General features: G+C 69.5%; 19 protein-coding genes and 1 tRNA gene. 17 read left to right on the top strand and 3 right to left on the bottom strand.

Features of this window, described 5'->3' with window-relative positions:
• Positions 1–3 precede the first annotated feature (3 nt).
• From HYV93_19155 to tdh, 9 genes are all read left to right on the top strand, one after another.
• Entirely contained in the window at positions 4–1,017 is a 1,014-nt protein-coding gene (locus HYV93_19155; GenBank protein MBI2528087.1) for an amidohydrolase, read from the top strand.
• On the top strand, positions 1,014–1,898 hold the full coding sequence (locus HYV93_19150; protein MBI2528086.1) for a xanthine dehydrogenase family protein subunit M: 885 nt from the start codon (positions 1,014–1,016) through the stop codon (positions 1,896–1,898). Before HYV93_19155 ends, HYV93_19150 begins: the two co-directional genes overlap by 4 nt.
• On the top strand, positions 1,891–2,367 hold the full coding sequence (locus HYV93_19145) for a (2Fe-2S)-binding protein (GenBank protein ID MBI2528085.1): 477 nt from the start codon (positions 1,891–1,893) through the stop codon (positions 2,365–2,367). The genes HYV93_19150 and HYV93_19145 overlap by 8 nt, the downstream gene beginning before the upstream one ends.
• Complete coding sequence (locus HYV93_19140) at positions 2,364–4,805, top strand: xanthine dehydrogenase family protein molybdopterin-binding subunit (protein MBI2528084.1); 2,442 nt, start codon at positions 2,364–2,366, stop codon at positions 4,803–4,805. Before HYV93_19145 ends, HYV93_19140 begins: the two co-directional genes overlap by 4 nt.
• Positions 4,806–4,832: 27 nt before the next feature.
• On the top strand, positions 4,833–6,215 hold the full coding sequence (locus tag HYV93_19135; GenBank protein MBI2528083.1) for a UbiD family decarboxylase: 1,383 nt from the start codon (positions 4,833–4,835) through the stop codon (positions 6,213–6,215).
• Between the two features lie 65 nt (positions 6,216–6,280).
• Complete coding sequence (locus tag HYV93_19130) at positions 6,281–6,769, top strand: response regulator (GenBank protein ID MBI2528082.1); 489 nt, start codon at positions 6,281–6,283, stop codon at positions 6,767–6,769.
• Between the two features lie 67 nt (positions 6,770–6,836).
• Complete coding sequence (locus HYV93_19125) at positions 6,837–8,039, top strand: amidohydrolase family protein (GenBank protein ID MBI2528081.1); 1,203 nt, start codon at positions 6,837–6,839, stop codon at positions 8,037–8,039.
• Between the two features lie 55 nt (positions 8,040–8,094).
• Positions 8,095–9,894, top strand: coding sequence for a peptide ABC transporter substrate-binding protein (locus tag HYV93_19120; GenBank protein ID MBI2528080.1), 1,800 nt, complete (start codon positions 8,095–8,097; stop codon positions 9,892–9,894).
• A gap of 507 nt (positions 9,895–10,401) precedes the next feature.
• Positions 10,402–11,427, top strand: a complete 1,026-nt coding sequence (tdh, locus tag HYV93_19115; GenBank protein ID MBI2528079.1) for an L-threonine 3-dehydrogenase — start codon at positions 10,402–10,404, stop codon at positions 11,425–11,427.
• A gap of 18 nt (positions 11,428–11,445) precedes the next feature.
• On the opposite strand, the gene HYV93_19110 is transcribed toward tdh, so the two are convergent.
• Positions 11,446–11,619, bottom strand: a complete 174-nt coding sequence (locus tag HYV93_19110) for a hypothetical protein (GenBank protein ID MBI2528078.1) — start codon at positions 11,617–11,619, stop codon at positions 11,446–11,448.
• Between the two features lie 82 nt (positions 11,620–11,701).
• Between HYV93_19110 and HYV93_19105 the strand changes: the two genes are divergently transcribed.
• Genes HYV93_19105 through HYV93_19080 form a run of 6 tightly spaced genes read left to right on the top strand, consistent with a single transcriptional unit; the run spans position 11,702 to position 19,374 of the window.
• Positions 11,702–11,875: a hypothetical protein gene (locus tag HYV93_19105; GenBank protein MBI2528077.1), complete on the top strand. Its 174-nt coding sequence runs from the start codon at positions 11,702–11,704 to the stop codon at positions 11,873–11,875.
• A 22-nt stretch (positions 11,876–11,897) separates the two neighbouring features.
• Positions 11,898–12,899, top strand: coding sequence for a TAXI family TRAP transporter solute-binding subunit (locus HYV93_19100; GenBank protein MBI2528076.1), 1,002 nt, complete (start codon positions 11,898–11,900; stop codon positions 12,897–12,899).
• 34 nt (positions 12,900–12,933) lie between these two features.
• Positions 12,934–15,498 (top strand): TRAP transporter permease, encoded by a 2,565-nt coding sequence (locus HYV93_19095; protein MBI2528075.1) that lies wholly within the window; start codon positions 12,934–12,936, stop codon positions 15,496–15,498.
• Complete coding sequence (locus HYV93_19090; protein MBI2528074.1) at positions 15,495–16,391, top strand: MurR/RpiR family transcriptional regulator; 897 nt, start codon at positions 15,495–15,497, stop codon at positions 16,389–16,391. The genes HYV93_19095 and HYV93_19090 overlap by 4 nt, the downstream gene beginning before the upstream one ends.
• A 49-nt stretch (positions 16,392–16,440) precedes the next feature.
• Positions 16,441–17,232 (top strand): enoyl-CoA hydratase/isomerase family protein, encoded by a 792-nt coding sequence (locus HYV93_19085; GenBank protein ID MBI2528073.1) that lies wholly within the window; start codon positions 16,441–16,443, stop codon positions 17,230–17,232.
• Between the two features lie 3 nt (positions 17,233–17,235).
• Positions 17,236–19,374 (top strand): acetate--CoA ligase family protein, encoded by a 2,139-nt coding sequence (locus HYV93_19080; GenBank protein ID MBI2528072.1) that lies wholly within the window; start codon positions 17,236–17,238, stop codon positions 19,372–19,374.
• Positions 19,375–19,611: 237 nt separating this feature from the next.
• On the opposite strand, the gene HYV93_19075 is transcribed toward HYV93_19080, so the two are convergent.
• Entirely contained in the window at positions 19,612–20,001 is a 390-nt protein-coding gene (locus tag HYV93_19075; GenBank protein ID MBI2528071.1) for a reactive intermediate/imine deaminase, read from the bottom strand.
• A gap of 238 nt (positions 20,002–20,239) precedes the next feature.
• Between HYV93_19075 and HYV93_19070 the strand changes: the two genes are divergently transcribed.
• Complete coding sequence (locus tag HYV93_19070; GenBank protein MBI2528070.1) at positions 20,240–21,427, top strand: thiolase family protein; 1,188 nt, start codon at positions 20,240–20,242, stop codon at positions 21,425–21,427.
• A 90-nt stretch (positions 21,428–21,517) separates the two neighbouring features.
• Positions 21,518–21,596 (top strand) — tRNA-Glu (locus HYV93_19065).
• A 33-nt stretch (positions 21,597–21,629) separates the two neighbouring features.
• On the opposite strand, the gene HYV93_19060 is transcribed toward HYV93_19065, so the two are convergent.
• On the bottom strand, positions 21,630–22,325 hold the full coding sequence (locus HYV93_19060; protein MBI2528069.1) for an adenylate/guanylate cyclase domain-containing protein: 696 nt from the start codon (positions 22,323–22,325) through the stop codon (positions 21,630–21,632).
• Positions 22,326–22,567 lie beyond the last annotated feature (242 nt).

The raw sequence follows: 22,567 nt of genomic DNA, 5'->3' as shown, positions 1-22,567 counted from the left end.
CCCATGACGACTCCCCGGACGGTGGACGCGCATGCGCACTTCGTTCCTCCGCGGGTCCTCGAGGAGCTCGCCCGCCATCCGGACCGCTACGGTGCGGGTGTGGAGGAGCTGGAGGGGGGCCGGAAGCGGGTCCGCTTCCCGGATCTGGGCTCCACGCGCCCGGTCCTGCCCAGGCTCCTTGACCTTGCCGCGCGACGCCACACCATGACCGCGACGGGCGTGGACCAAGAGATCCTGGCTCCCTGGATGGACCTTGTTGGTTACTCCCTTCCCCCGGAGGAAGGCCAGCGCTGGAGTCGGCTGCTGAATGAGAGCCTCGCTGAAGCGCTCCACGCGGACGGGTCGGGGAGCTTCCTGGGCGTGGCCACCGTCCCCCTTCAGGACGGAACACGAGCGGCCGCCGAGCTGGAACACGCCATCGGCGGTCTTGGCTTGCGCGCAGTCCAGATAGGCACCAACGTCATGGGCTCGCCTCTCGACCGACCGGGCCTCGACCCCTTCTGGGCTGCGGCGGCGGCACTCCGAGTGCCGATCATCCTGCACCCATGGCATGTGGCCGGCGAGGATCGCCTCGGCCCGCACGGGTTCCTCCGGCTGCTCGGCTATCCGTTCGACACCACGCTGGCCGCCGGAGCGATGGTGTTCGGGGGCGTGGCCGATCGGTTCCCGGAGCTCCGGGTGATGCTGGTCCATGCCGGCGGCTTCTTCCCGTATCAGGCCGGCCGCCTGGAGCGGGGGCACCGGCTCGAGGCGGGGGCCAGAGGCCTCGGCCCCATCGACGCGCTCCGCTGGTTCTATTACGACACCATCACCCACTGGGCGCTGCCGCTCAGGTACCTCGCAGAGGTGACTGGTGCCGATCGAATCATGCTGGGGAGTGACTATCCCTTCGACGTCGGCGATCCGGACCCGGTCGCCTCGGTCAGGGCCGCTCGCTTGACGGAATCCGCGGAGGTCGCGATCCTCGGGGCGACGGCGCTCACGCTCTTTGGCGGAACCCCTCCCGCCGGGCCATGAAGCCCGCCCCGTTCGACTTCGCCGCCCCCACCACCGTCGTGGAAGCCCTGCATCTTCTGGCTCAGGCCGGCGAGGACGCCAAGGTTCTGGCCGGCGGCCAGAGCCTCATCCCTCTGCTGAACTTCCGGCTTCTCCGTCCGAGGCTCGTGGTCGACCTGAACCGCATCGATGCCCTGGCGGGGATTCGCCCAGAAGGGGAGGGGTTGGCGATCGGCAGCATGACGCGGCAGGCCGACGCCGAGGCGTCCCCGCTCGTCCTTGCGCGGGCTCCGCTTCTCGCGGAGGCCTTGTCTCTGATCGGTCATCCGGCCATCCGCTTCCGGGGCACGGTGGGGGGGAGTCTGGCCCATGCCGACCCGGCCGCTGAGCTTCCCGCCGTGGCCATTGCCCTCGACGCCGTCCTCGGATTGGCCGGGACGCGCGGAGGCCGGACCGTCAAGGCCGCGGACTTCTTCCTGGGCCCGATGACGACCGATCTCGCTCCCGGTGAGATCTTGAGCGAGATCGTCCTGCCCCCATGGTCCCCGGCGTGGGGGTGGGCCTGCATGGAGTTCGCCCGCCGCGCCGGCGACTTCGCCCTCGCGGGAGCCGTGGTGGCCCTCGCGGTGGACAACGGCCGGATCGCGGAGCCAACCCGGGTGGTGGTCATCGGGGGCGCGGACCGGTGTCACCGGGCCTCGGCCACGGAGGCAAGCCTTCTCGGCCGGACGCCGGACACGCGAGCCTTCGGCGAGGCCGCGGCCCTGGCGGACGCGGGCATCGACGTCCGATCCGACGTGCATGGGTCCGCCGCGTACCGTCGGGACCTCATGCGGACCCTGACCTCGCGCGCCCTCGCGACGGCGGCGGCCAGGGCCGGGGGACACGCGACACATGGCTAGCCGGTACGTCGTGTCCGTCACGGTGAACGGCGAGCCCCGGACTGCCCAGGTCCCGGCGCGGATGAGTTTGGCGGACTGCCTGCGGGAGGAATGGGGGCTGACAGGATGCCATGTCGGGTGCGAGCAGGGCGCCTGCGGCGCCTGCACCGTCCTCCTCGACGGGCGCCCGGTCCGGAGCTGCCTCATGCTCGCTGTGCAGGCTTCCGGCGCCCAGGTCACGACGATCGAGGGACTGGCTGACGGGGAGCGCCTCCATCCGGTCCAGGAAGCGTTCTGGGAGTGCCACGGGCTGCAGTGCGGCTTCTGCACGCCGGGGATGGTCCTGACGGTGGTCCACCTCCTTGAACAGGTTCCCGCTCCGACCGAGACCCAGATCCGCCGGGCGCTCTCGGGGAACCTGTGCATGTGCACGGGGTATCAGAATATCGTCCGGGCGGTGGGCTGGGCGGCGGCGCGGGCGGCCGAGTGACGGGGACGCTCGTGAGCGCCGAGAATGGCCCCACGAGATGGATCGGTCGGGCGCTCAAGCGAGTCGAAGACCCGCGCTTTCTGACGGGGCGAGCCACCTACGTCGACGACCTCAGGATGCCGGGCATGCTTCACCTGGCCATCCTCCGGAGCCCCCATGCCCATGCCCGCATCTTGCGCGTCGACACGCGAGGAGCCTCGACCGTCCCGGGCGTCGCCGCTGTTCTCGTCGGGGACGATCTCGTCCGGGCCATGGCCCCGCTCCGTCCGCTCATCCCTATCCCGCATCCCCCGAGCACCTATCCCCTGGCAGTCGAGCGAGTTCGATACGTGGGGGAGCCGGTCGCGGCGGTGGCAGCGGGGGACCGGGCCTCGGCCGAGGATGCGCTCGACGCGATCCGCGTCGAGTACGAGCCGCTGCCCGTCGTCGTGGATCCCGAGAGGGCGATCGAGCACGGCTCGCCGGTCCTGTTCGGGGAGCTGGGAAGCAACGTGCTGTGGCATGACACGTTCACCTACGGTGACGTGGATGGGGCCTTCGCGGCTGCCAGGGAGATCCTCGCCGAGCGATTCACCATGCACCGGTATGCCTCGACACCGCTCGAGACATTTGGCGTGATCGCCCAGGTGGATCCCGGGACCGGTCTGGTGACGATCTGGAGCAATGACCAGCGGCCCGGTCTCACGAGCGGCGTGGTGACGGATGCGCTCCGGATCCCTCAGAACCGGTTGCGGCTGGTCGGGCCGGAAATCGGCGGGGGCTTCGGGAACAAGCGGAAAGCCCCCTACCTGGTCCTGGCGGCGATGCTGGCCCGGCAGACCAGGCGACCGGTGAAGTACGTCGAGGACCGGCAGGAGAACCTGACCGCCCTCATGCACGCCGCCAACGGCGTGATGGACGTGAAGGTGGCGCTGGGGCCTGGCGGCCGCGTCCTGGCGCTCTCGGTGCGGGACCTCGTGGACGAGGGGTGCAATCTGCAGAACCCGACCCTGTACAGCCTCCTCAAGCTCAGCAACATCGTCAATTGCTACCAGATCAAGGCCGTGCGCTTCGAGGGCTATGCCGTGCTCACGAACAAGTGCCCCTCCGGCGCGAACCGGGGAATCGGCAAGCCCGCGATGTGCTTCGCCATCGAGCGCATGATGGATCTGGCCGCCCGGGGTCTCGGCCAAGACCCGGCCCAGATCCGCTTCGCGAACTTCATCCAGCCCGAGGAGTTCCCGTACGAGACGCCGGTGGGCGCCGTCTACGACAGCGGGGACTACCCCGAGACGCTCCGCCGAGCCCTGGCCGTCGCCGATTATGCCGGCCTCCGGGCGGCCCAGGCCGAGGCTCGGCAGGCCAATCGCTTCGTGGGAATCGGGATCGCGGCCGCGGTCGAGCCCAGCACCTCCAACCTCTCCGCCTACATTCTCGCCACCGGCAAGCCGGGGACCTCGGGGGTCGGGGAAGCCGCGCTGGTCCGGGTGGAGCTGGACGGCAGCGTGCGGGTCGCCACGGGCAACGTGGCGAGCGGCCAGGGCTACCCCACCGTGATCGGCCAGATCGTCGCGGACGAGCTGGGGGTCACGCCGGAGCAGGTGAGCGTGAGCCCCTGGTTCGATTCACACGAGAACCCCTGGATGTTCTCGTCGGGGAGCTTCTCCAACAAGTTCGCGGGGACCGACACGGGAGCCATCGTTGGCGCCGCCCGGGCGGTGCGCGCGAAGATCGCCGGGATCGCCGGCCACCTCCTGGAGGTAGCGCCCGAGGACCTCGACCTCCACGACGGGGTCATCACCGTCAGTGGCCTCCCGGGACGCCGGGTCACGCTGGCGGAGGTCGCGGCGGCCGCCTACCGCGACCTCCTCGCGCTCCCCCCGGGGGTGCAGGGCGGACTGGAGGCCCGCTACTACTACGTCAACCCCACGGCGAACCGGCCGGATGGCTCCAGACGGGTCCGCGTGCAGCTCACCTTCAGCAACTCGGTGCATGTCACAGCCGTCGAGGTGGATCCCAGGACGGGGGCCGTCCGCTTTCTGCGGTATGTCATCGTTCACGACTGCGGCAGGGAGATCAATCCGCGGCTCGTGGAGGGGATGGTCCACGGCGCGACGGCCCACGGCGTCGGCGCGACGCTGCTCGAGGAGTTCGTCTACGATGACCACGGGCAACTGCTGACCGGCACCTTCACGGACTATCCGAAGCCGACGGCGATGGACGTCCCCTCGTTCACGGTGGAGACGCTCGAGTCCCCCTCCCCGTTCACCGTCCTGGGCACGAAGGGGGTGGGCGAAGGGGGCGCGATCCCGTCGCTCGCCGCCATCGCCAACGCAGTGGAGGACGCCCTCGCCCCCTTGGGGATCAAGATCACCCGCCTCCCCCTCACCCCTGCGCGGATCTGGGAGGCGATCCGTCACGCTCAGGACGCAGCCCGGAGCGCTCCGCCGGTGGCCTAGCCGCCGCCCCTGAAAGGACACTCGTCCATGGCCGGGTACGACGATCTCCGTTCCTATCTCGCGTACCTCGAATCTCGCGGGCAGGTCGTCCACGTGACGGAACCGGTCTCGCCCAAGTTCGACGTGGCGCGGTGGGAGCAGCAGCACGACGGCAAGCACACGGTGTTCTTCGACACGGTGAAGGGGTCGGCGATGCCGATCGTCGCCAACATCTTCAACCGGCGGGAGAACGTCGCCCACATCCTGGGGGTCGAACCGACGGTGGCGCTGACCGATCGGCTGATCGCAGCCGCCCGACGTCCGATCCCGACCCGCCTGGTTGCCGACGGGCCGGTGCGAGAGGTGCGGGTCAGCGGGGACGACGTGGACCTGCTCTCGCAGCTTCCGAATCCCTGGCACTTCGAGAAGGACGCCGGCCACTACATCAGCAGCGGCGTCATCGTGGCGAAGGATCTGCAGACGGGGAAGCGAAACCTGTCCTTCGCGCGAATGCTGGTCCATGACCGCGCGACGCTGCATGTCATGATCAACTTCTATCGTCATCTGTTCGAGCTCTACCTTCGCGCCGAGCAGCACGGCCGCCCGCTCGAGGTCGCGATCGTCATCGGGCCCGATCCTGCGACCTGGCTCGAGGGCGGGATGCCCGCCCGGCTGGTGCCGCTGGAGGTGGATGAGCTGGAGGTCGCGGGCGCCCTCAGAGGGGAGCCCCTCGAGGTGGTGAAGTGCGAGACCGTCGATCTCGAGGTTCCGGCTCACGCCGAGATCGTGATCGAAGGGGAGATGCTTCCCGGGGTCCGCGCTTCGGAGGGGCCCTACGCGGATTACTCGCTCGTCTACGATGCCCCGCCGCGGCAGAACCCGGTCATTCGCGTCAAGGCGATCACGCGCCGGGCGAAGCCCATCTATCTCGACGTGCTCCCCGGATCGCGAGACAACTGGCTGATCGGCGGGGTCTGCCGCGAAGCGGACCTGCTCGACCACTTGCGCCAGCTCGTGCCGAATGTCCGGGCGGTCCATTTGACCGTCGGGAGCTGCTGCCGATTTCACGCGGTCGTCCAGATCGACAAGCGACACGAGTACGATCCCTCCCATGTGATCGTGGCCACGTTGACCCCGACCGAGGCCAGCCGTGACGTCAAGTGGGTGACCGTCGTGGACAAGGACATCGATCCGTTCGATCCCGAGCAGGTCGAGTGGGCGACCGTCACCCGGTCTCAGTGGGATCGGGACCTCATCATCCTCCCGAGGATGGCCATGGCCCTGGACCCCTCGGCGCTCGCGCGGACACCCCCGTCGCTCCGCAAGCTGGGGGATGTGCTCAGCACCAAGGCGGGTATCGACGCCACCATCCCGCTGGAGTTTCCAGACCGCATCGACAGCTATCACCGGGCCGAGGTGCCGAATGGGTAGCAGGACGTGGGTGTCCGGCGAGTGGCCCTTCCGGCATGGCTCGGCGGCGGCGCGGGGGAGGGCAGTTGACGGGAGGCGAAAGTGATCCCGGCGGGGCAGCCGCTTGCCTGGTCGGGGTGCGGGTGCTGGTCGTCGATGCCGACGCCGACGTTCGCGACCTCGTGGTCGAGATGCTCGTGGGCCGCGGGGCCACGGTCATCTCGACGGGCACCGCTGTCCAGGCGCTCGAACTCGTGCAGCGCGAGCGCCCGGATGTTCTCGTCAGCGGCATCTACATGGCCGGGAACAACGGGTTCTGGCTCATACGGATGATCCGCGCGATGCCGAGCACACGGGGAGCGGCCATCCCGGCCATCGCCTTCACCGGCGGCGCGGACGCTGCGGGCCGTGATCTGATCCTTGCCTCCGGATACGACGCCTGTCTCGCGAAGCCGTCCGATCTGGGCAGGCTGGCTGAGGTTGTCGCGAGACTGAGGCCTGGTGCCAGGCCATCAGCCCGCCCCGCACCCCGTGGGCACGACGGGCCGGAACCGCAAGGCGAGCTCTCGACGTGACGCCAGGCGGAGATTGGGCAGGTCGAGGCCCGTCCGGCGGCAGGACGGAGGGAGGAGGAGGGGTCGGATGAAACTGATTGGCGCGCGCTTGATTGATGGCACGGGAGCCGCCCCGATCGAGAACGCGACGTTGATTCTGGACGAGCGCGTGCGGGATATCGCCTCGGACAATCGGTTGGCCGACTACCCCGATCCCGACACGCTCGACATCGGTGGGCGCACGGTGATGCCCGGCCTGATCAACGCTCATGTCCACCTGACCCACGACGCGGGCGCGCCTGATCCCCTCAAGGCGCTGCGCGACGAGCCCCCGGCGGTCACGGCCATTCGCGCGGCCAGCCGCGCTCGACGCATGCTTGAAGCCGGCATCACGACGGCACGGGACGTCGGCGGCGTCGATTTCATCGAGCTGGCGGTGCGCGACTTGATCAAGAGGGGGGAGATTCCCGGACCGCGCCTGTTGTGCGCCGGGAAGCAGATCACCATGACCGGGGGCCAGGGGTGGCCCATGGGCCGCGAGAGCGACGGCCCCGACGAGGTGCGCAAGGCGGTGCGCGAGCAGCTCAAGGCGGGGGCCGACCTGATCAAGCTCATGGCCACCGGGGGCGTGTTGACCCCTGGCGTTGAGCCGGGTACCGCGCAGCTGACAGAAGACGAGCTGCGGGCGGGCGCCAGCGAGGCGCGCAGGGCTGGCCGCCGCACCGCCGTGCACGCGCAAGGCATCGAGGGCATGAAAGCCGCCATCCGCGCCGGGATCGATACGATCGAGCACGGCGTGTTCCTCGACGACGAAGCCGCTGCCATGATGAAGGAACGCGATCTCGTGTTCGTCCCGACACTGGCCGCCGCGTACCGGATCACGCAGGCGGGACGGGCCCGTGGCATCCCCCAGTACGCGATGGACAAGATGGGGAGGATCAACGCGGCGAACACGCACACCTTCCAGCTGGCGTGGCGGGCCGGCGTCATCATCGCGGCGGGCAACGATGGGGGCACGCCGTTCAACCCACACGAGGACTTGATGACCGAGCTGCGCCTGATGGCTGAAGCAGGGGTACCTCCCTTGGACGCCATCCGGGCAGGAACATGGGGGTCAGCGCGCGCGCTGGGGCTGGAGGACGAGCTGGGCACGATTGAATGCGGCAAGTGGGCCGACCTGGTTGTGCTCGACGGCGACCCCCTCGTCGACCTCACGGCAGTGAGCCGGGTGTGGTGCGTGCTGCAGCACGGGACAGTGGTGCACCGAGCCACGACAGAACGCGGTAGATGAAGGGGAGGGGCGATGTACCCTGCCCGCCCGACCGGGGACTCAAAGGAGGATCGCCATGGACGAGCACGCGCTGCGTGAGCTGATCCAGGAAGTCAAGGCGGGCCGGCTGAGCCGCCGCCGCTTCATGCACACCATGCTGGGGCTCGGGCTCACCGCGCCCCTGGCCACCCAGATGCTCGGCCCGGCCGGCATGGCCCAGGCCCAGGCCCCCGCGGCAACCGTCACGCCGACGCGACGCGGCGGTGGCGGACAGCTCCGGACGCTGTGGTGGCAGGCCCCCACGCTCCTCAACCCGCACTTCGCCAACGGCATCAAGGACCAGGATGCGGCCCGCATCTTCTACGAGCCCCTGGCCGGCTTCGACCCCGACGGCAACGTGGTGGCCATCCTCGCTGCCGAGGTGCCGAGCGTGGCCGCCGGAACGCTGGCGAAGGACTTGACCTGGGTGACCTGGCGGCTCAAGCGCGGCGTCAGCTGGCACGATGGCAAGCCCTTCACGGCGGAGGACGTGGTCTTCAACTGGGAGTACGTGGCCGACCCCGCGACGGCCGCCGTGACCAGCGGCTCCTATCGCGAGATCGCCCGGATCGACACCCTCGACAGCCACACGGTGAAGGTCGTCTTCAAGACGCCCCAGCCGTTCTGGTCGGACGCCTTCTGCGGCAGCCGCGGCATGCTCATCCCGAAGCACGTCTTCGCGCCGTACAAGGGCGCCAAGTCCCGCGAGGCGCCCGGGAATCTCAAGGCCATGGGGACCGGGCCGTACCGCTTCGTGGACTTCAAGCCCGGGGACGTCGTCAAGGGCCAGCTGAACCCCGCCTATCACCTGCCGAACCTGCCCTTCTTCGACACCATCGAGATGAAGGGCGGGGGCGATGCGGTCTCCGCCGCCCGGGCGGTGCTCCAGACGGGGGAGTTCGACTACGCCTGGAACATGCAGGTCGAGGACGAGATCCTGGCTCGGCTGGAGCAGGGCGGCAAGGGCCGCGTGAACATCTGGCCCACGGGGGACCCCGAGCACATCCAGTGCAACTTCTCCGACCCGCGGACCGAGGTGGACGGCGAGCGGGCGAGCGCCAGGACCACCCATCCGCTGCTCTCGGACCTCGCCGTGCGCCAGGCCCTCGGTCTCCTCGTGGACCGCGCCTCGGTCCAGGAGCAGATCTACGGCCGCCTGGGTCAGACCAGCGCCAACTTCCTCAACGCCCCGTCCCGCTTCCGCTCCCCGAACTTGAAGTGGGAGTTCAACATCGACAGGGCCAACCAGCTCCTGGACGCGGCCGGGTGGAAGCGCGGCCCCGACGGCATCCGGGCCAAGGACGGCAAGAAGCTCCGGATGGTCTACCAGACGTCCATCAACGCCGCTCGGCAGAAGACGCAGCAGATCGTCAAGCAAGCAGCAGCCAAGGCGGGGATCGATCTCGAGCTCAAGTCGGTCGTGGCCTCGGTGTTCTTCTCCTCGGACCCGGCCAACCCCGACACCTTCCCGCACTTCTATGCCGATCTCCAGATGTACACCACCGCCCACACCGCGCCGGACCCGCGGTACTTCATGAACCAGTTCTGCTCCTGGGAGATCGCCTCGAAGACGAACAAGTGGCAGGGCCGGAATGTCACCCGCTTCCGGAGCGAGGAGTACGACCGAGCCTACCGGGCGGCCGAGTCCGAGCTTGACCCCGTCAAGCGGGCGGCGCTGTTCGTCCGCATGAACGACATCGTGATCCAGCAGGCCGCGGTCATCCCGATCCTGTGGCGGAACGGGGTCTCGGCCTCCGCGACGCGGCTCAAGGGCATGGACCTCACGGGCTGGGACTCCGCCTTCTGGCGGCTGGCCCACTGGTACCGGGAAGCCTGAGCGGTCCCGCCGGAGGCCAGTCTGGATCGGGTGAGCGGCAACCGCCCGCTGACCGATCTTCCTCGATCCTGGCCCCTCGCATCCAGGGGCCATCTATGGGAGTTCGGCGACTCCGTATCGCTCGTAGATCTGCGCCAGTAACTCCCTATGCTTAGGTTCCTTCAGTCCGTCAAGTGGTTCCACTCGAACCTTCTCGCCCGCCCGGTCAAGGATCGCGAGTGCCGTGTCGTCGGGATCCCGGCGCGAATGGTAGAGGATCCCGTCTGGTGCGCCGGTCCTCCCGGCCATGGGACTCCGGCGGCGTATAATCAGCGGAGCGCGAATCGTCCCCATCGCGACAAGAGGGGGGTGAGCGCGTGGCCAAGGGCACGGGCATGCGGAAGGAAAGGAAGAAGTCGATCAGGCCAATTCCGATCCGTCAGGACTCGGAGCCGCGGGCGCGCGCGAGCGGTCCACGCGTGAGTTCACTCACATGTCCGAGGACGCACATTCACACGGGCACCTGACATGAAAGCGCTCGTGAAGAGCCGGAGCGAGCCCGGCCTGTGGCTCGAAGAGGTGCCGATGCCCGACATCGGCATCAACGACGTGCTGATCAAGGTCGATCGCACGGCGGTCTGCGGAACCGATCTGCACATTTTCAGATGGGACGCGTGGGCGCAGAGCACGATCCCCGTTCCCATGGCGATCGGCCATGAGTTCGTGGGGGAGATCGTGACGGTCGGGACCAACGTCGCCGGCTTCCGGCCCGGCGACCTCGTCAGCGGGGAAGGCCATGTCGTGTGCGGACGCTGCCGGAATTGCCTGGCCGGGCGCCGGCATCTGTGCGCGCGCACCTCAGCCGTCGGCGTCAACCGGCCCGGCGCTTTCGCCGAGTACATCGCGCTGCCGATGAGCAACATCTGGCCCCACGACGCCTCGATCGACAGGGACATCGCCTGCATCTTCGATCCCTTCGGAAACGCGGTGCACACAGCGCTGTCCTTCCCCGTGCTGGGAGAGGATGTGCTCATCACCGGCGCGGGCCCGATCGGCATCATGGCAGCCGCCGTCGTGCGCCACGCCGGAGCCAGGTACGTCGTGATCACGGACGTGAATTCCTACCGCCTGGAGCTGGCCCGCAAGGTCGGCGTCACGCTCGCCGTGGACGCCCGCTCGACCGGGCTCGCCGACGTGCAGACGGAGATCGGCATGCGAGAGGGATTCGATGTCGGGCTGGAGATGTCGGGGAACCCTGCGGCGTTCCGCGACATGCTCGCCAACATGTGCCACGGCGCCAAGATCGCCCTGCTGGGCATCCCCTCGGAAGACATGGCGATCGACTGGAACACGGTGATCTTCAACATGCTCACCATCAAGGGCATCTACGGGCGGGAGATGTACGAGACCTGGTACAAGATGACGGTGATGCTGCAGTCGGGCCTCGACATCCGCCCCGTGATCACCCACCGCTTCCACTTCACGAAGTTTCAGGAGGCGTTTGAAGTGATGCTCTCGGGTCAGACAGGCAAAGTGATTCTCGACTGGACATAGCTGCCGGGCCTGTGGTGGTCACGCCATTGCCCTGGCGCCGCCCAGGGCAGGATCGCGCTGATCGACGTCGTCGTCCACCACCCTCACCAGCATGACGTCGCGACTCGCCTCGGTGGACGTGAGGATCGGGACGATCGCATGCGACGGTTCGGATTCGAAGCGCCTGCCATTCTTGCGCAACGTATTTTGCACTATTTCTTGTATTGACAAGAGATTTGCAGCTGGATTAGGCTCAACCCGTCGTATGGCTTCGGAAGATCTGGAGGCCCGCTCGGTGCGTCCGCGCTCCTTGGCGCGAGAGGTTCCTTTCGCGACCAATGCGTCGCGGCTCGACCCAACGCTCGAGCCCGACAGCGCAGCCCTGGCCCCGCACGCGGCCGGCATGATCCGGCTGCTCGGGCTCGGCGGCGCCGCTGGCGTGGACGCCCGCACCATCCCGGCCGGATGAGATCACAGTGACGGAGGGGACCATGGACAAGCCCGGTCTCGGCAAGCGCGGCATCGCTGGATTCGCTCTCCTGGCTGCGGGCCTGACACTCGCCATCGCCGGCGCCCCCGCTCCGGTGCAGGCCCAGCAGCGGTTCGTCACCATCGGCACCGGCGGGGTCACCGGCGTCTACTACGCCTCCGGCGGCGCCATCTGCCGGCTGGTCAACAAGGACCGCGCCAAGCGCGGCATCCGCTGCTCGGTCGAATCCACGGGTGGCTCCGTGTTCAACATCAACACGATCCGCGCCGGCGAGCTGGACATGGGCGTGGCCCAGTCCGACGTGCACTACAACGCGGCGAAGGGCCTCGCCCAGTTCAAGGACGCGGGCGCGTACGGCGACCTGCGCTCGGTGTTCTCGCTTCACCCCGAGCCGTTCACCGTCGCAGCGCGCAAGGAGGCGAGCGTCCGGCGGTTCGAGGACTTCAAGGGGAAGCGCTTCAACGTGGGCAACCCGGGCTCCGGTACGCGGGCATCCATGGAGGAGCTGCTCTCCGCCATGGGGTGGAAGTTGTCCGACTTCTCTCTGCCGTCCGAGCTGAAGGCCGATGAGCACGGGGCCGCGCTCTGCGATGGCAAGATCGACGGCTTCTTCTACGGCGTCGGCCACCCGTCGGCGAACATCCAGGATCCGACAACCACGTGCGGGGCGAAGCTCGTGTCGCTGACCGGCCCGGCCGTGGACACGCTGGTGAAGTCACGGCCGTATTACGCCTATGCCGTCATCCCCGGCGGGATGTACCCGAACAACCCCCAGGAGACGCGGACGTTCGGCGTGCTGGCGACCTTCGTCAGCTCGGCCAGCGTCCCCGCCGACGTGATCTACCACGTCGTCAAGGCCGTCTTCGACAACTTCGACGACTTCAAGAAGCTGCATCCGGCGTTCGCCGTGCTCAGGCCGGAGAAGATGATCAAGGATGGCCTGGCGGCACCGCTGCACGAGGGCGCGCTGCGGTATTACCGCGAGAAGGGCTGGGTCAAGTAGCGGCCTGCGCGGCTCGCCGGGAGCCGTGGCCTCGATGGAGCTGACGCGGGCTGCAAACCTCCAGCAGCTCGTCGCCGACGTCGATACGGGCGGCCGCCAGGCGGTCGGCTCTGCCGGCAGGATTCTGTTCGGCATGGCCGTCCTGTGGTCGCTGTTCCAGCTCTGGTACGCCTCGCCGCTGCCGTTCGCGCTCGGCTTCGGCGTGCTCAACGATACCGAGGCCCGTGCCATTCATCTGGCCACGGGCCTCTTTCTTGCGTTCCTCGCCTGCCCGGCCCTCAAGTCCTCGCCGCGGGACCGGATTCCGACCCAGGACTGGCTCCTCGCGGCGGCCGGCGCCTTCTGCGGCGGCTACTTGTTCCTGTTCTACAGCAGCGTGGCCCAGCGCCCCGGCCAGCCGAGCACGATGGACGTGCTGACGGCCACGGCCGGGATGCTGATCCTCCTGGAGGCCACGCGGCGCAGCGTCGGGCTCCCCATGGCGACGCTCGCCATGATGTTCCTCGCCTACATTCTCCTCGGTCCCCGTCTGCCGGATGTCATCGCCCACAAGGGGGCCTCCGTCACCCGGCTCCTGTCGCACATGTGGCTGACCACCGAGGGCGTGTACGGAATCGCCCTCGGCGTGTCGGTGGGCTACATCTTCATCTACGTGCTCTTCGGCGCCCTCCTCGATCGCGCCGGCGCCGGCAACTACATGATGCAGGTGTCCTTCGCGATGCTGGGGCACCTCCGGGGCGGGCCGGCGAAGGTCGCCGTGGTCTCTTCGGCCCTGAACGGCCTGATCTCCGGCTCCTCCGTGTCGAACGTGGTCTCGGGCGGCATCTTCACGATCCCGCTCATGAAGAAGGCCGGCTACGGTGGAGTCAAGGCGGGCGCCATCGAGACCGCGTCCTCCGTCGATGGCCAGATCATGCCGCCTGTGATGGGGGCGGCGGCGTTCCTGATGGTGGAGTACGTCGGCATCCCCTACACCGACATCATCAAGCACGCCTTCCTGCCGGCGACGCTCTCCTACATCTCGCTCTTCTACATCGTGCACCTCGAGGCGCTCAAGCTCGGCATGCAGCCCATGGCGCACGCACGTGAGCGGACGGTCAGGAAGAGACTGCTCGCGTGGGGACTGGGGCTGTCGGGCACGATCGCGGTGCTGGGCCTGGTTTATTTCGTCACGATCGGGGTGCGGGCGCTGCTGGGGCCGGCCGCGCCCTGGGCGCTGGGCCCGCTGCTTGCCGCCCTGTACGTCGCGCTGCTCTACACGTCGAGCCGGTGCCCGGACCTGCCGACGGCCATCGACGTCAATCGTCCCATCCTGCCCGAGACCTGGCCGACTGTGCAGGCGGGGCTGCATTTCCTCATCCCGATCGGCGTGCTGATCTGGTCCCTCATGATCGAGGAATTGTCCCCCGGGCTCTCGGCGTTCTGGGCCACGGCGACGCTGCTGGCCCTGATGATCACGCAGCGGCCGCTCCTGGCCGTGTTCCGCGGCCAGGGGGGAATCGCCGCGGGCCTCCGCCAGGGCGTGGAGGAGGTCGTGAGGGGCCTCGACGACGGGGCGCGCAGCATGGTGGGCATCGCGGTCGCGACGGCGTGCGCGGGCATCATCGTCGGGGCCATCACCCTGACCGGCCTCGGCCTGAGGATGACCGACTTCGTGGAGGTGGTCTCCCAGGGGAACGTGGTCCTGATGCTGCTCTTCACGGCGGTCGTGTGCCTCGTGCTGGGCATGGGGGTGCCCACCACGGCCAACTACATCCTGGTGGCGACCTTGATGGCGCCGGTGGTCGTGGAGCTGGGCGCCGAGGCGGGCCTCGTTATTCCGCTGATCGCGGTGCACCTGTTCGTCTTCTATTACGGCATCATGGGCGACATCACGCCGCCCGTCGGGCTGGCGACCTTCGCCGCCGCGGCGATCTCCGGCGAGGACCCGATCAAGACCGGGATCCAGGGCTCGGTCTACGCGCTGCGCACCGTGATCCTGCCCTTCGTCTTCGTCTTCAACCCCGCACTCCTGTTCATCGGCGTTCGTAGCTGGACCGAGATGCTCCTGGTAGCGCTCGCCGGCACGGCCGCGTCGCTGCTGTTCACCGCGGCCACGTTCAACTACTTCCAGACCCGCAGTCGCTGGTGGGAGACGGCGGCGCTGCTGCTGGCCTGCTTCATGCTGTTCCGTCCCGACTGGTTCGTGGACCGCCTGTACGAGCCCTACCGTGAAGTGCCGGCCAGCCAGATCTTCGAGGTGGCGAAGCGTCTGCCCGACAAGGACAGTCTCGTGCTGGTGATCGAGGGGTTGAACGTCGAGGGCGAACGTGTCAGGAAGACGGTGGCGGTGCAGGTGGGCCCGCCCAGTGACGGGCGAAGGCGCCTCGCCGACGCGGGCCTCACGGTGACCGTGCTGGGAGGTCAGGCCCAGGTCGCCGGCGTGAAGTTCGGCAGCCAGGCCAAGAAGAGCGGATTCGAGCCGGGCTGGAGCATCGGGGCGGTGAAGGTGCCGACGGGTCGGCCATCGGCGCACTGGGTCTTCGTGCCCGCCGTGGGCATCGTCGCGCTCGTGTTCTTCACCCAGCGGGCGCGGCTCGGGAGACCCGCGCGCGCGTGAGCGCACCAGCGATGGGCTCGCCCGACGGGGAGGTCCGATCAGTGCGGCCGCGACTCCTGCAGCACATCCTGGCGGCGCACCCCAGGCTCTCGAAGGGGCAGCGCCGCGCGGCCGACTATCTCTACCAGAACTACGACGAGGCAGTCTTTCTCACCGCCGGACAGATCGCCGAGCGGATCGGTCTCAGCACCTCGACGGTCACCCGGCTCGCCGGGGCCCTCGGCTACGAGGGCTTCCCGGAGCTCCAGGAGGCCTTCCGGAACCTGGTCCGGGCCGAACGCTCGACGGTGAGCCGCCTGGAAGAGGCGGCCGGTGGCCGGCGGGGCGGGCGGGACGTCGTCGCGCAGGTCTTCGCGAGCGACCTGGAGAACCTGCGCCGCACCCATGGGGATGTCGATCGGGCTTCGCTGGCGCGGGCAGCGGACGCCATCATAGGCGCCCGGCACGTCTACGTCCTGGGCCTGCGCAGCGCCCATGCAGTGGCGGTGTTCCTCCACTTCGGGCTGCAGTTGACGTTGGGAACGTCTCGGCTCGTCGTCCCCGGGATCGGCGATCTGCCGGAGCAGACGGCGGGGCTGGGCACGCGCGACGTCCTCGTCGCCATCAGCTTCGCGCGCTACACCCGTCAGACCTACGAGGTCCTGATGCAGGCCAAGGGCCGCGGAGCCCGGACCGTCGTCATCACCGACAAGGCCACCTCGCCGCTGGCCCAGCAGGGGGACGTCGCGCTCGTGGCCCGCACGGATCTGAAGTCCATCATCGAGTCCTACGTCGCGCCGCTCAGCCTCGTGAACGCCCTGGTCACGTTGATCGCCTCCCGAAATCCCCGCCGCGCGACGCGACGGCTGGCCGAGTTCGAGGAGCGCTGGAAGGACGCGCGCCTGTACCTCTGAATGGCCGGCGTGCTGGAACGACAACGCGCAGCGGACAGGAGGACACGACTTGCCCGAATCTGAGCGCCCTATTCTCTACGACAGGCGGGAGCGGATTGCCTGGATCCGCCTGAACCGTCCGCACCGGCTCAACGCGGTCTCCGAGCCGCTCTACGAAGCCCTCGAGGCGGCTGTGACGGATGCGGAGCAGGACGGCGGCGTCCGAGCGATCGTCGTGGGCGGCGAGGGCCGGGCCTTCTGCGTCGGCGCGGATCTCAAAGCCCATCGCGAGCGGGAGCGGACGGCGGCGGAGAAGGGCGCCTACGCGTGGGCCGGCCAGCGCGCGTGCGCGCGCCTCCAGGATTGCCCCAAGCCGGTCGTCGCGGCCGTCAACGGTTACGCGCTCGGCGCCGGCGCCGAGATGGCGTTGAGCTGCGACTTCGTCGTCATGGCCGAGGAGGCAGAGATGGGGTTCCCGGAGGTCGGGCTCGGCACCTATCTCGGCGGGGGGCTCACCTACCTCCTGCCGGAGCTGGTGGGGCTCGGCAAGGCCCGGGAGCTGATCATGCTCGGCGGCCGCTTCACCGGCCGGCAGGCGGTGACCCTCGGCCTGGCCACGAAGGCGGTCCCGCTCGCACAGCTCCACGTGGAGGCCGAGGCGCTGGCGACTGCCCTTGCCGGCCAAGCCCCTCTTTCGCTGCGATTCGCCAAGGCGCACCTGAACCGCCACTCCCGGCTCGATCCCAAGACGGCCATGAGCGCCGAGGTGGGCGCCTTGGTGGCCTGCATGAGCACCGAGGACTGGAAGGAGGGCGTCCGGGCCTTCACCGAGAAGCGCCCGCCCGCCTTCAGGGGGATCTGAGCCATGAAGAGCGACCTCGAGGCGATCCTGCGCCCGCGGTCGGTCGCGATCGTCGGGGCCTCGAACGACGAGACCAAGAGGGGGTTCCAGGCGATCCGCACCCTCCAGGAGGACCGCTTCCCGGGTGCCATCTATCCCGTCAACCCCCGCGGGGCGGAAATCCTGGGGCTCCAGGTCTACCCGCGCGTCTCGGCGATCCCGGGTCCCGTGGACCTCGCCCTGATCGTCACGCCGGCGCTCACTGTGCCCGAGGTTCTGGAGGACTGCGGGCGGAAGGGCGTCCGGGGCGCGGTCGTGATCGCGGTCGGCTTCGCGGAGACGGGCCGCGAGGGCCGCGCGCTCGAGGCCGAGATCGTCGAACGCGCGCATCGCCACGGGATCCGGCTCGTGGGCCCCAACACGTCGGGCCTGTTCAACCTGCCCCATCGGCTGAACCTGGTCGGCGTCCGCAACGTCCGGCCCGGCCGGCTGGCGCTGCTCTGCCAGAGCGGGAACATGGCCCTGGCCGTGATGGTGGAGGCCTCGGCGACAAGCCGCCTCGGCTTCAGCGCCTACGTCGGCGTGGGCAACGAGGCGGACATCCGCTGGGACGAGTACCTCCGCTACTTTCGGGAGGACGCCGACACGGACCTGGTTCTGATGTACGTCGAGGGATTCAAGGACGGCCGAGCCTTCCTGCGCGCCGCGCGCGAGACGGTCCGCCGGAAGCCCGTGCTCCTCCTCAAGGGCGGCCGCTCGGAGGTGGGCCAGCGGTCGGCCAGCTCCCACACCGGCGCGCTCGCCGGCAGTGCGGTGGTGGCCCAGGCCGCGCTGAGGCAGGCGGGGGTCATCAGCGTGCGCCGCTCCGACGAGCTGCTGCCGGCCGCCGAGGCGCTCACCACGCTGCCGCCGATGCGCGGCAATCGCGTCGCCGTCCTGGCCGACGGCGGCGGCCACGCCACGCTGGCGGCCGACGCGCTCAGCGCCGACGGCCTCGAAGTCCCCGAGCTGTCGGCGGAGACGCAGCAGAAGCTCCGCTCGATCCTGCACGCGGCGGCCACCGTGAACAACCCTGTGGACGTGGCCGGCGCCACCGATGCCGACCCCGGGCTCTTCGCCGCGTGCGCCGCGCACTGCCTGGCCGACCCCGGCGTGGACGCGCTGCTGATCGTGGGGCTGTTCGGCGGCTACAGGATCCGCTTCGCCGAAGCGCTCGGCCCGATCGAGGATGCCACCGCGCTCCGTCTCGGCGCGCTCGTCAAGGAGACCGGTCTCCCGCTCGTCGTTCAGAGCTGCTATGCGGGGCTCAAGCCCGAGGCCCATGAGATCCTGCGGCAGCACGGCGTGCCGGTCCACGAGTCCCTCGAGATCGCCGCGGCCTCGATCTCCGTGCTCGCCCGCCGCGGGGCCGACCTGGAGCGGGTGGAGGCACGGGGTGATTTCGCGCTGCCGGAGACGCCGCCGGAGACGCCCGCCGAGGTCGCCGAGGCCCTCCGCCTCGGTCGGGACCGCCTCCTCGAGCACGAGGTCCGGCTGCTGTTGCGCCGCCACGGCGTGGCGGTGGCCGACTTCGTCCTGGCACCCAGTGCCGACGTCGCCGTCGCGGCAGCGGCTGCGTTTGGTACCCCCGTGGCCATGAAGATCGTCTCGCCCGACATCCTGCACAAGTCGGAAGCGGGCGGGGTCAGGCTCAACGTCTCCGGCGAGGACGCCATCCGCGCGGCCTTCGCCGGGATCCTCGCCGGCGCCCGCCGCTGGCGGCCTGACGCTGAGATCCGGGGTGTCCTCGTCTCGCCGATGATGCCCGCCGGGCAAGAGGTCATCGTCGGCGCGGTCCGCGACCGCCAGTTCGGGCCTGTGGTCATGTTCGGGCTGGGCGGTGTCATGGTGGAGGCGCTGAGGGACGTGGCCTTCCGGGTGGCGCCGCTTGCCGAGCAGGATGCCCGGGACATGCTCGACGAGGTCCGGGGCTCCGCGGTGCTGGGGGGCTTCCGGGGGGGCCCTCCGGTGGACCGGAGCAGCCTCGTCCAGCTCCTGCTCCGGGTCTCCGACCTCGTCGCGACCTGTCCCCACGTTGGGGAACTTGACCTGAACCCCGTCCTGGCCTACCCGGACGGGCTCAGCGTCGTCGATGCCCGGCTCGTGCTGACGACCCGCCCATGAAAGAGAGACCAAGGATGGTTCGCTCTCACACCGTGACGATCCGCAAACGCCGGCACCACTCCACCTCGGCGACGAGTCCCCGATCAACTACCAAAGACGGCAGGGGGCGGTGGCATGGCCCCCCAAGCCCTGCGCCCGCCACAAGACCGGGGTAGCTCCAGAAGTTCTGCTGGCCCACTTTCAAGCAGGGGGTCCCGGGTTCGATCCCCGGACGGCTTACCATCTCTCCGCACGGGCTCACACATGCCCGATGGCCTCGATCTCGACCAGCGCGTCCTGCGGCAGCGTAGCGCCGCCGACGGTGGAACGGGCGGGTGGGGCCTCGCCGGCGTGGCGGCGATAGACCTCGTTCATCCCCGGGAAGTCCTCGAGGTGCGCGAGAAACACCGTGGTCTTGACCAGGCGGTCGAGCCCGCTGCCGGCAGCCTCGAGGATGGCTTTCAGGTTGGCCATCACCTGCTCGGTCTGCTCCTGGATGGTGGCGCCGGCGATCGCCGAGGTCCCCGCCTTCACCGGGAGCTGGCCCGAGACGAAGACCAGATCGCCGACGCGGATGGCCTGGGAGTAGGGCGCGCCGCGGAACGGGCCTGGCGCGCGGTCGGTGAGGACGACAGACTTCTGTGCCATCAGGGCTCCTCCTCGTTGACTCAGGGGCTGCGTCGGTCGACTCCGCGGGTGGCCCCAACGAGCTCGGCCCGCCCGAGCCGGTGTCCTGCTGTGGCGACGCCCGGATGCGCGTCCCCTCCTCGGGGCCGGCAACCAGGTCTCCGCGGCGGTCCCGGAGTCGCGTATACTCGCCCCCGGCTCTGTTCGCTCGCGCACGCCGGCTACGGACCCGATCATAATCGATGAGGGAGGCAGGCCGATGAGAGAAGCCGTGGTGGTGGCCAGTTCCCGGACCCCGCTGGCCAAGTCGTTCCGCGGGTCCTTCAATCTCACGCGGCCGGACGATCTCGCCGCCCACTGCGTCAGGGATGTGCTGGGCAAGGTGCCGCAGCTCGACCCGGCCGAGATCGAGGACGTGGTCCTCGGCTGCGGCCAGCCGCACGGCCCCCAGGGGCACAACATCGCCCGCGTGGCGGCGCTGCGCGCCGGGCTGCCGGCCTCCATCCCCGGCACCACCGTCAACCGCTTCTGCTCCTCGGGGCTCCAGGCCATCGCGATGGCGGCGCACCACATCATGAACGATGGGGCGGAGGCCGCCATCGGAGGCGGGGTGGAGAGCATCACGATGCTCCAGCGTGACAACAACCCGAACCCCTGGGTGAAGGAGCGCCATCCCGGCCTCTACATGGTCATGGGCGAGACGGCGGAGGTCGTGGCCAAGCGCTACAAGATCAGCCGTCAGGCGCAGGACGAGTACGCGCTCAGGAGCCAGCAGCGCACCGCGCGGGCCCAGCAGGAGGGCTTCTTCAAGGAGGAGCTGGCGCCCATGCACGTGACGCGCGGCCTCCTGGACAAGAAGACGGGCGAGGTGGTCGGCAAGGAGGAGTACTACGTCGAGAAGGACGAGTGCAACCGGCCGGACACGACGCTCGAGGGGCTGCTGGGACTGCCGCCCCACTTCGACAAGCAGAGCGGACAGGGCACGGTGACCGCGGGCAACTCCTCCCAGCTCTCCGACGGCGCCTCGGCGACGCTCCTCATGTCGCGGGAGCGGGCCGAGACGCTCGGTGTCCGGCCGAAGCTCGTCTTCCGCGGCTTCGCCGTGGCGGGGTGCGAGCCGGACGAGATGGGGATCGGCCCGGTCTTTGCCGTGCCGAAGCTCCTCAAGCGCCACGGCCTCAGGGTGGACGACATCGACGTGTGGGAGCTGAACGAGGCGTTCGCCGTGCAGGTGGTCTACTGCCGCGACCGGCTCGGCCTCGATCCCGACAAGCTCAACGTCAACGGCGGGTCGGTCTCCATCGGCCATCCCTTCGGGATGACGGGCTCGCGGCTGGTCGGCACGCTCGCCAACGAGATGCTCAGGCGGCGGGCGCGCTACGGCGTGGTGACGATGTGCATCGGTGGTGGCCAGGGCGCCGCGGGCCTCTTCGAAGCTTGCCTGTAGGAGCAGAGAGCCCGCGCCCGTGGGCGCGGTTGTCGCGGCCGCCGCCGTCTGCTATGATGCGCGTGCTTTCGCCGCAGTGATGAGCGTTTAGACCCCGTCGTCTAGCCTGGCCAAGGACGCGACCCTTTCAAGGTCGAGATCGCGGGTTCGAATCCCGCCGGGGTCACCACCAAAGAATCGGCGTGAAGTCCCGGGGTTCTCGCTAGGAGCGAGCTCCCATGCCAGCCGGGATTTGCCCACACCCGGCTCGCCCACGAGGGCGACGACCTGTCCGTGCCCGGCCCGCGCCCGCTCGAGGGCTTGGCGCATGTGCTCGAGCTCGGCGTCGCGTCCGACGAGGCGGGTGAGGCCCCGCGCGGCGGCGACCTGCAGGCGCGTCCGGGTCGCTGTGGCGGCCACCAGCTCGAAGACCTCCACGGGGTCGCCGAGCCCCTTGACGGACGCCGCCCCCAGGGATCGGACCTGCACGTATCCCTCGACGAGACCCAGGGTTGCCGGCGCCAGGAGGATGGAGCCCGGCTTGGCCATCTGCTCCATGCGGGCCGCCAGGTGGGTCGTCTGCCCCACCGCGGTGTAGTCCATGTGCAGGTCGCCGCCGATGGCGCGGACCCACCTCGCCGGAGTTGAGGCCGACGCGGATCTGGATGGGCACGCCGTGGCTGCGCCGCGCCGCGTCACCGTAGCGCTCCACGCTCGCCAGCATGCGGAGGGCTGCGTAGCAGGCGCGGCGGGCGTGGTCCTCATGGGCGAGGGGCGCGCCGAACAGCGCCATGATCCCGTCGCCCATGACCTGGTTGACCGTGCCCTCGTAGTGGTGCACGGCCTCCATCATGTGCTCGAGGACCGGGTCGAGGAGCCGGCGCGCCTCCTCGGGATCGCGGTCGGCGAGCAGCTCCATGGAGCCCTTGAGGTCGGCGAAGAGAACGGTGACCTGCTTGCGCTCGCCGGCGAGCGTCTCGCGGGAGGCGAGGATGCGCGCGGCCAGGTGCTTGGGCGTGTAGGCCGCCGGACCCGTCCGGGGCGAGGCAGCCGGGGCCGGGGACGGCCGCGGGCCGAGGGCCTCGCCACACGCGTTGCAGAAGCGGCTGCCCGGCGGGTTGGCCCGGCCGCAGGCTGGGCAGGCCGTCTCGATCTGGGCTC

It is taken from the genome of Candidatus Rokuibacteriota bacterium (assembly GCA_016188005.1).
Classification (GTDB): Bacteria; Methylomirabilota; Methylomirabilia; order Rokubacteriales; family CSP1-6; genus UBA12499.
This window is presented reverse-complemented; position numbering and strand designations above follow the sequence as displayed.

Excerpts from the sequence above, each read along its gene's own strand:
- HYV93_19095 (MBI2528075.1), top strand. The coding sequence starts at position 12,934 with ATGGAGCTGACGCGGGCTGCAAACCTCCAGCAGCTCGTCGCCGACGTC.
- HYV93_19070 (MBI2528070.1), top strand. The coding sequence starts at position 20,240 with ATGAGAGAAGCCGTGGTGGTGGCCAGTTCCCGGACCCCGCTGGCCAAG.
- HYV93_19145 (MBI2528085.1), top strand. The coding sequence starts at position 1,891 with ATGGCTAGCCGGTACGTCGTGTCCGTCACGGTGAACGGCGAGCCCCGG.
- HYV93_19155 (MBI2528087.1), top strand. The coding sequence starts at position 4 with ATGACGACTCCCCGGACGGTGGACGCGCATGCGCACTTCGTTCCTCCG.
- HYV93_19125 (MBI2528081.1), top strand. The coding sequence starts at position 6,837 with ATGAAACTGATTGGCGCGCGCTTGATTGATGGCACGGGAGCCGCCCCG.
- HYV93_19150 (MBI2528086.1), top strand. The coding sequence starts at position 1,014 with ATGAAGCCCGCCCCGTTCGACTTCGCCGCCCCCACCACCGTCGTGGAA.
- HYV93_19120 (MBI2528080.1), top strand. The coding sequence starts at position 8,095 with ATGGACGAGCACGCGCTGCGTGAGCTGATCCAGGAAGTCAAGGCGGGC.
- HYV93_19080 (MBI2528072.1), top strand. The coding sequence starts at position 17,236 with ATGAAGAGCGACCTCGAGGCGATCCTGCGCCCGCGGTCGGTCGCGATC.
- HYV93_19075 (MBI2528071.1), bottom strand. The coding sequence starts at position 20,001 with ATGGCACAGAAGTCTGTCGTCCTCACCGACCGCGCGCCAGGCCCGTTC.
- tdh (MBI2528079.1), top strand. The coding sequence starts at position 10,402 with ATGAAAGCGCTCGTGAAGAGCCGGAGCGAGCCCGGCCTGTGGCTCGAA.
- HYV93_19100 (MBI2528076.1), top strand. The coding sequence starts at position 11,898 with ATGGACAAGCCCGGTCTCGGCAAGCGCGGCATCGCTGGATTCGCTCTC.
- HYV93_19135 (MBI2528083.1), top strand. The coding sequence starts at position 4,833 with ATGGCCGGGTACGACGATCTCCGTTCCTATCTCGCGTACCTCGAATCT.
- HYV93_19060 (MBI2528069.1), bottom strand. The coding sequence starts at position 22,325 with ATGGAGCTGCTCGCCGACCGCGATCCCGAGGAGGCGCGCCGGCTCCTC.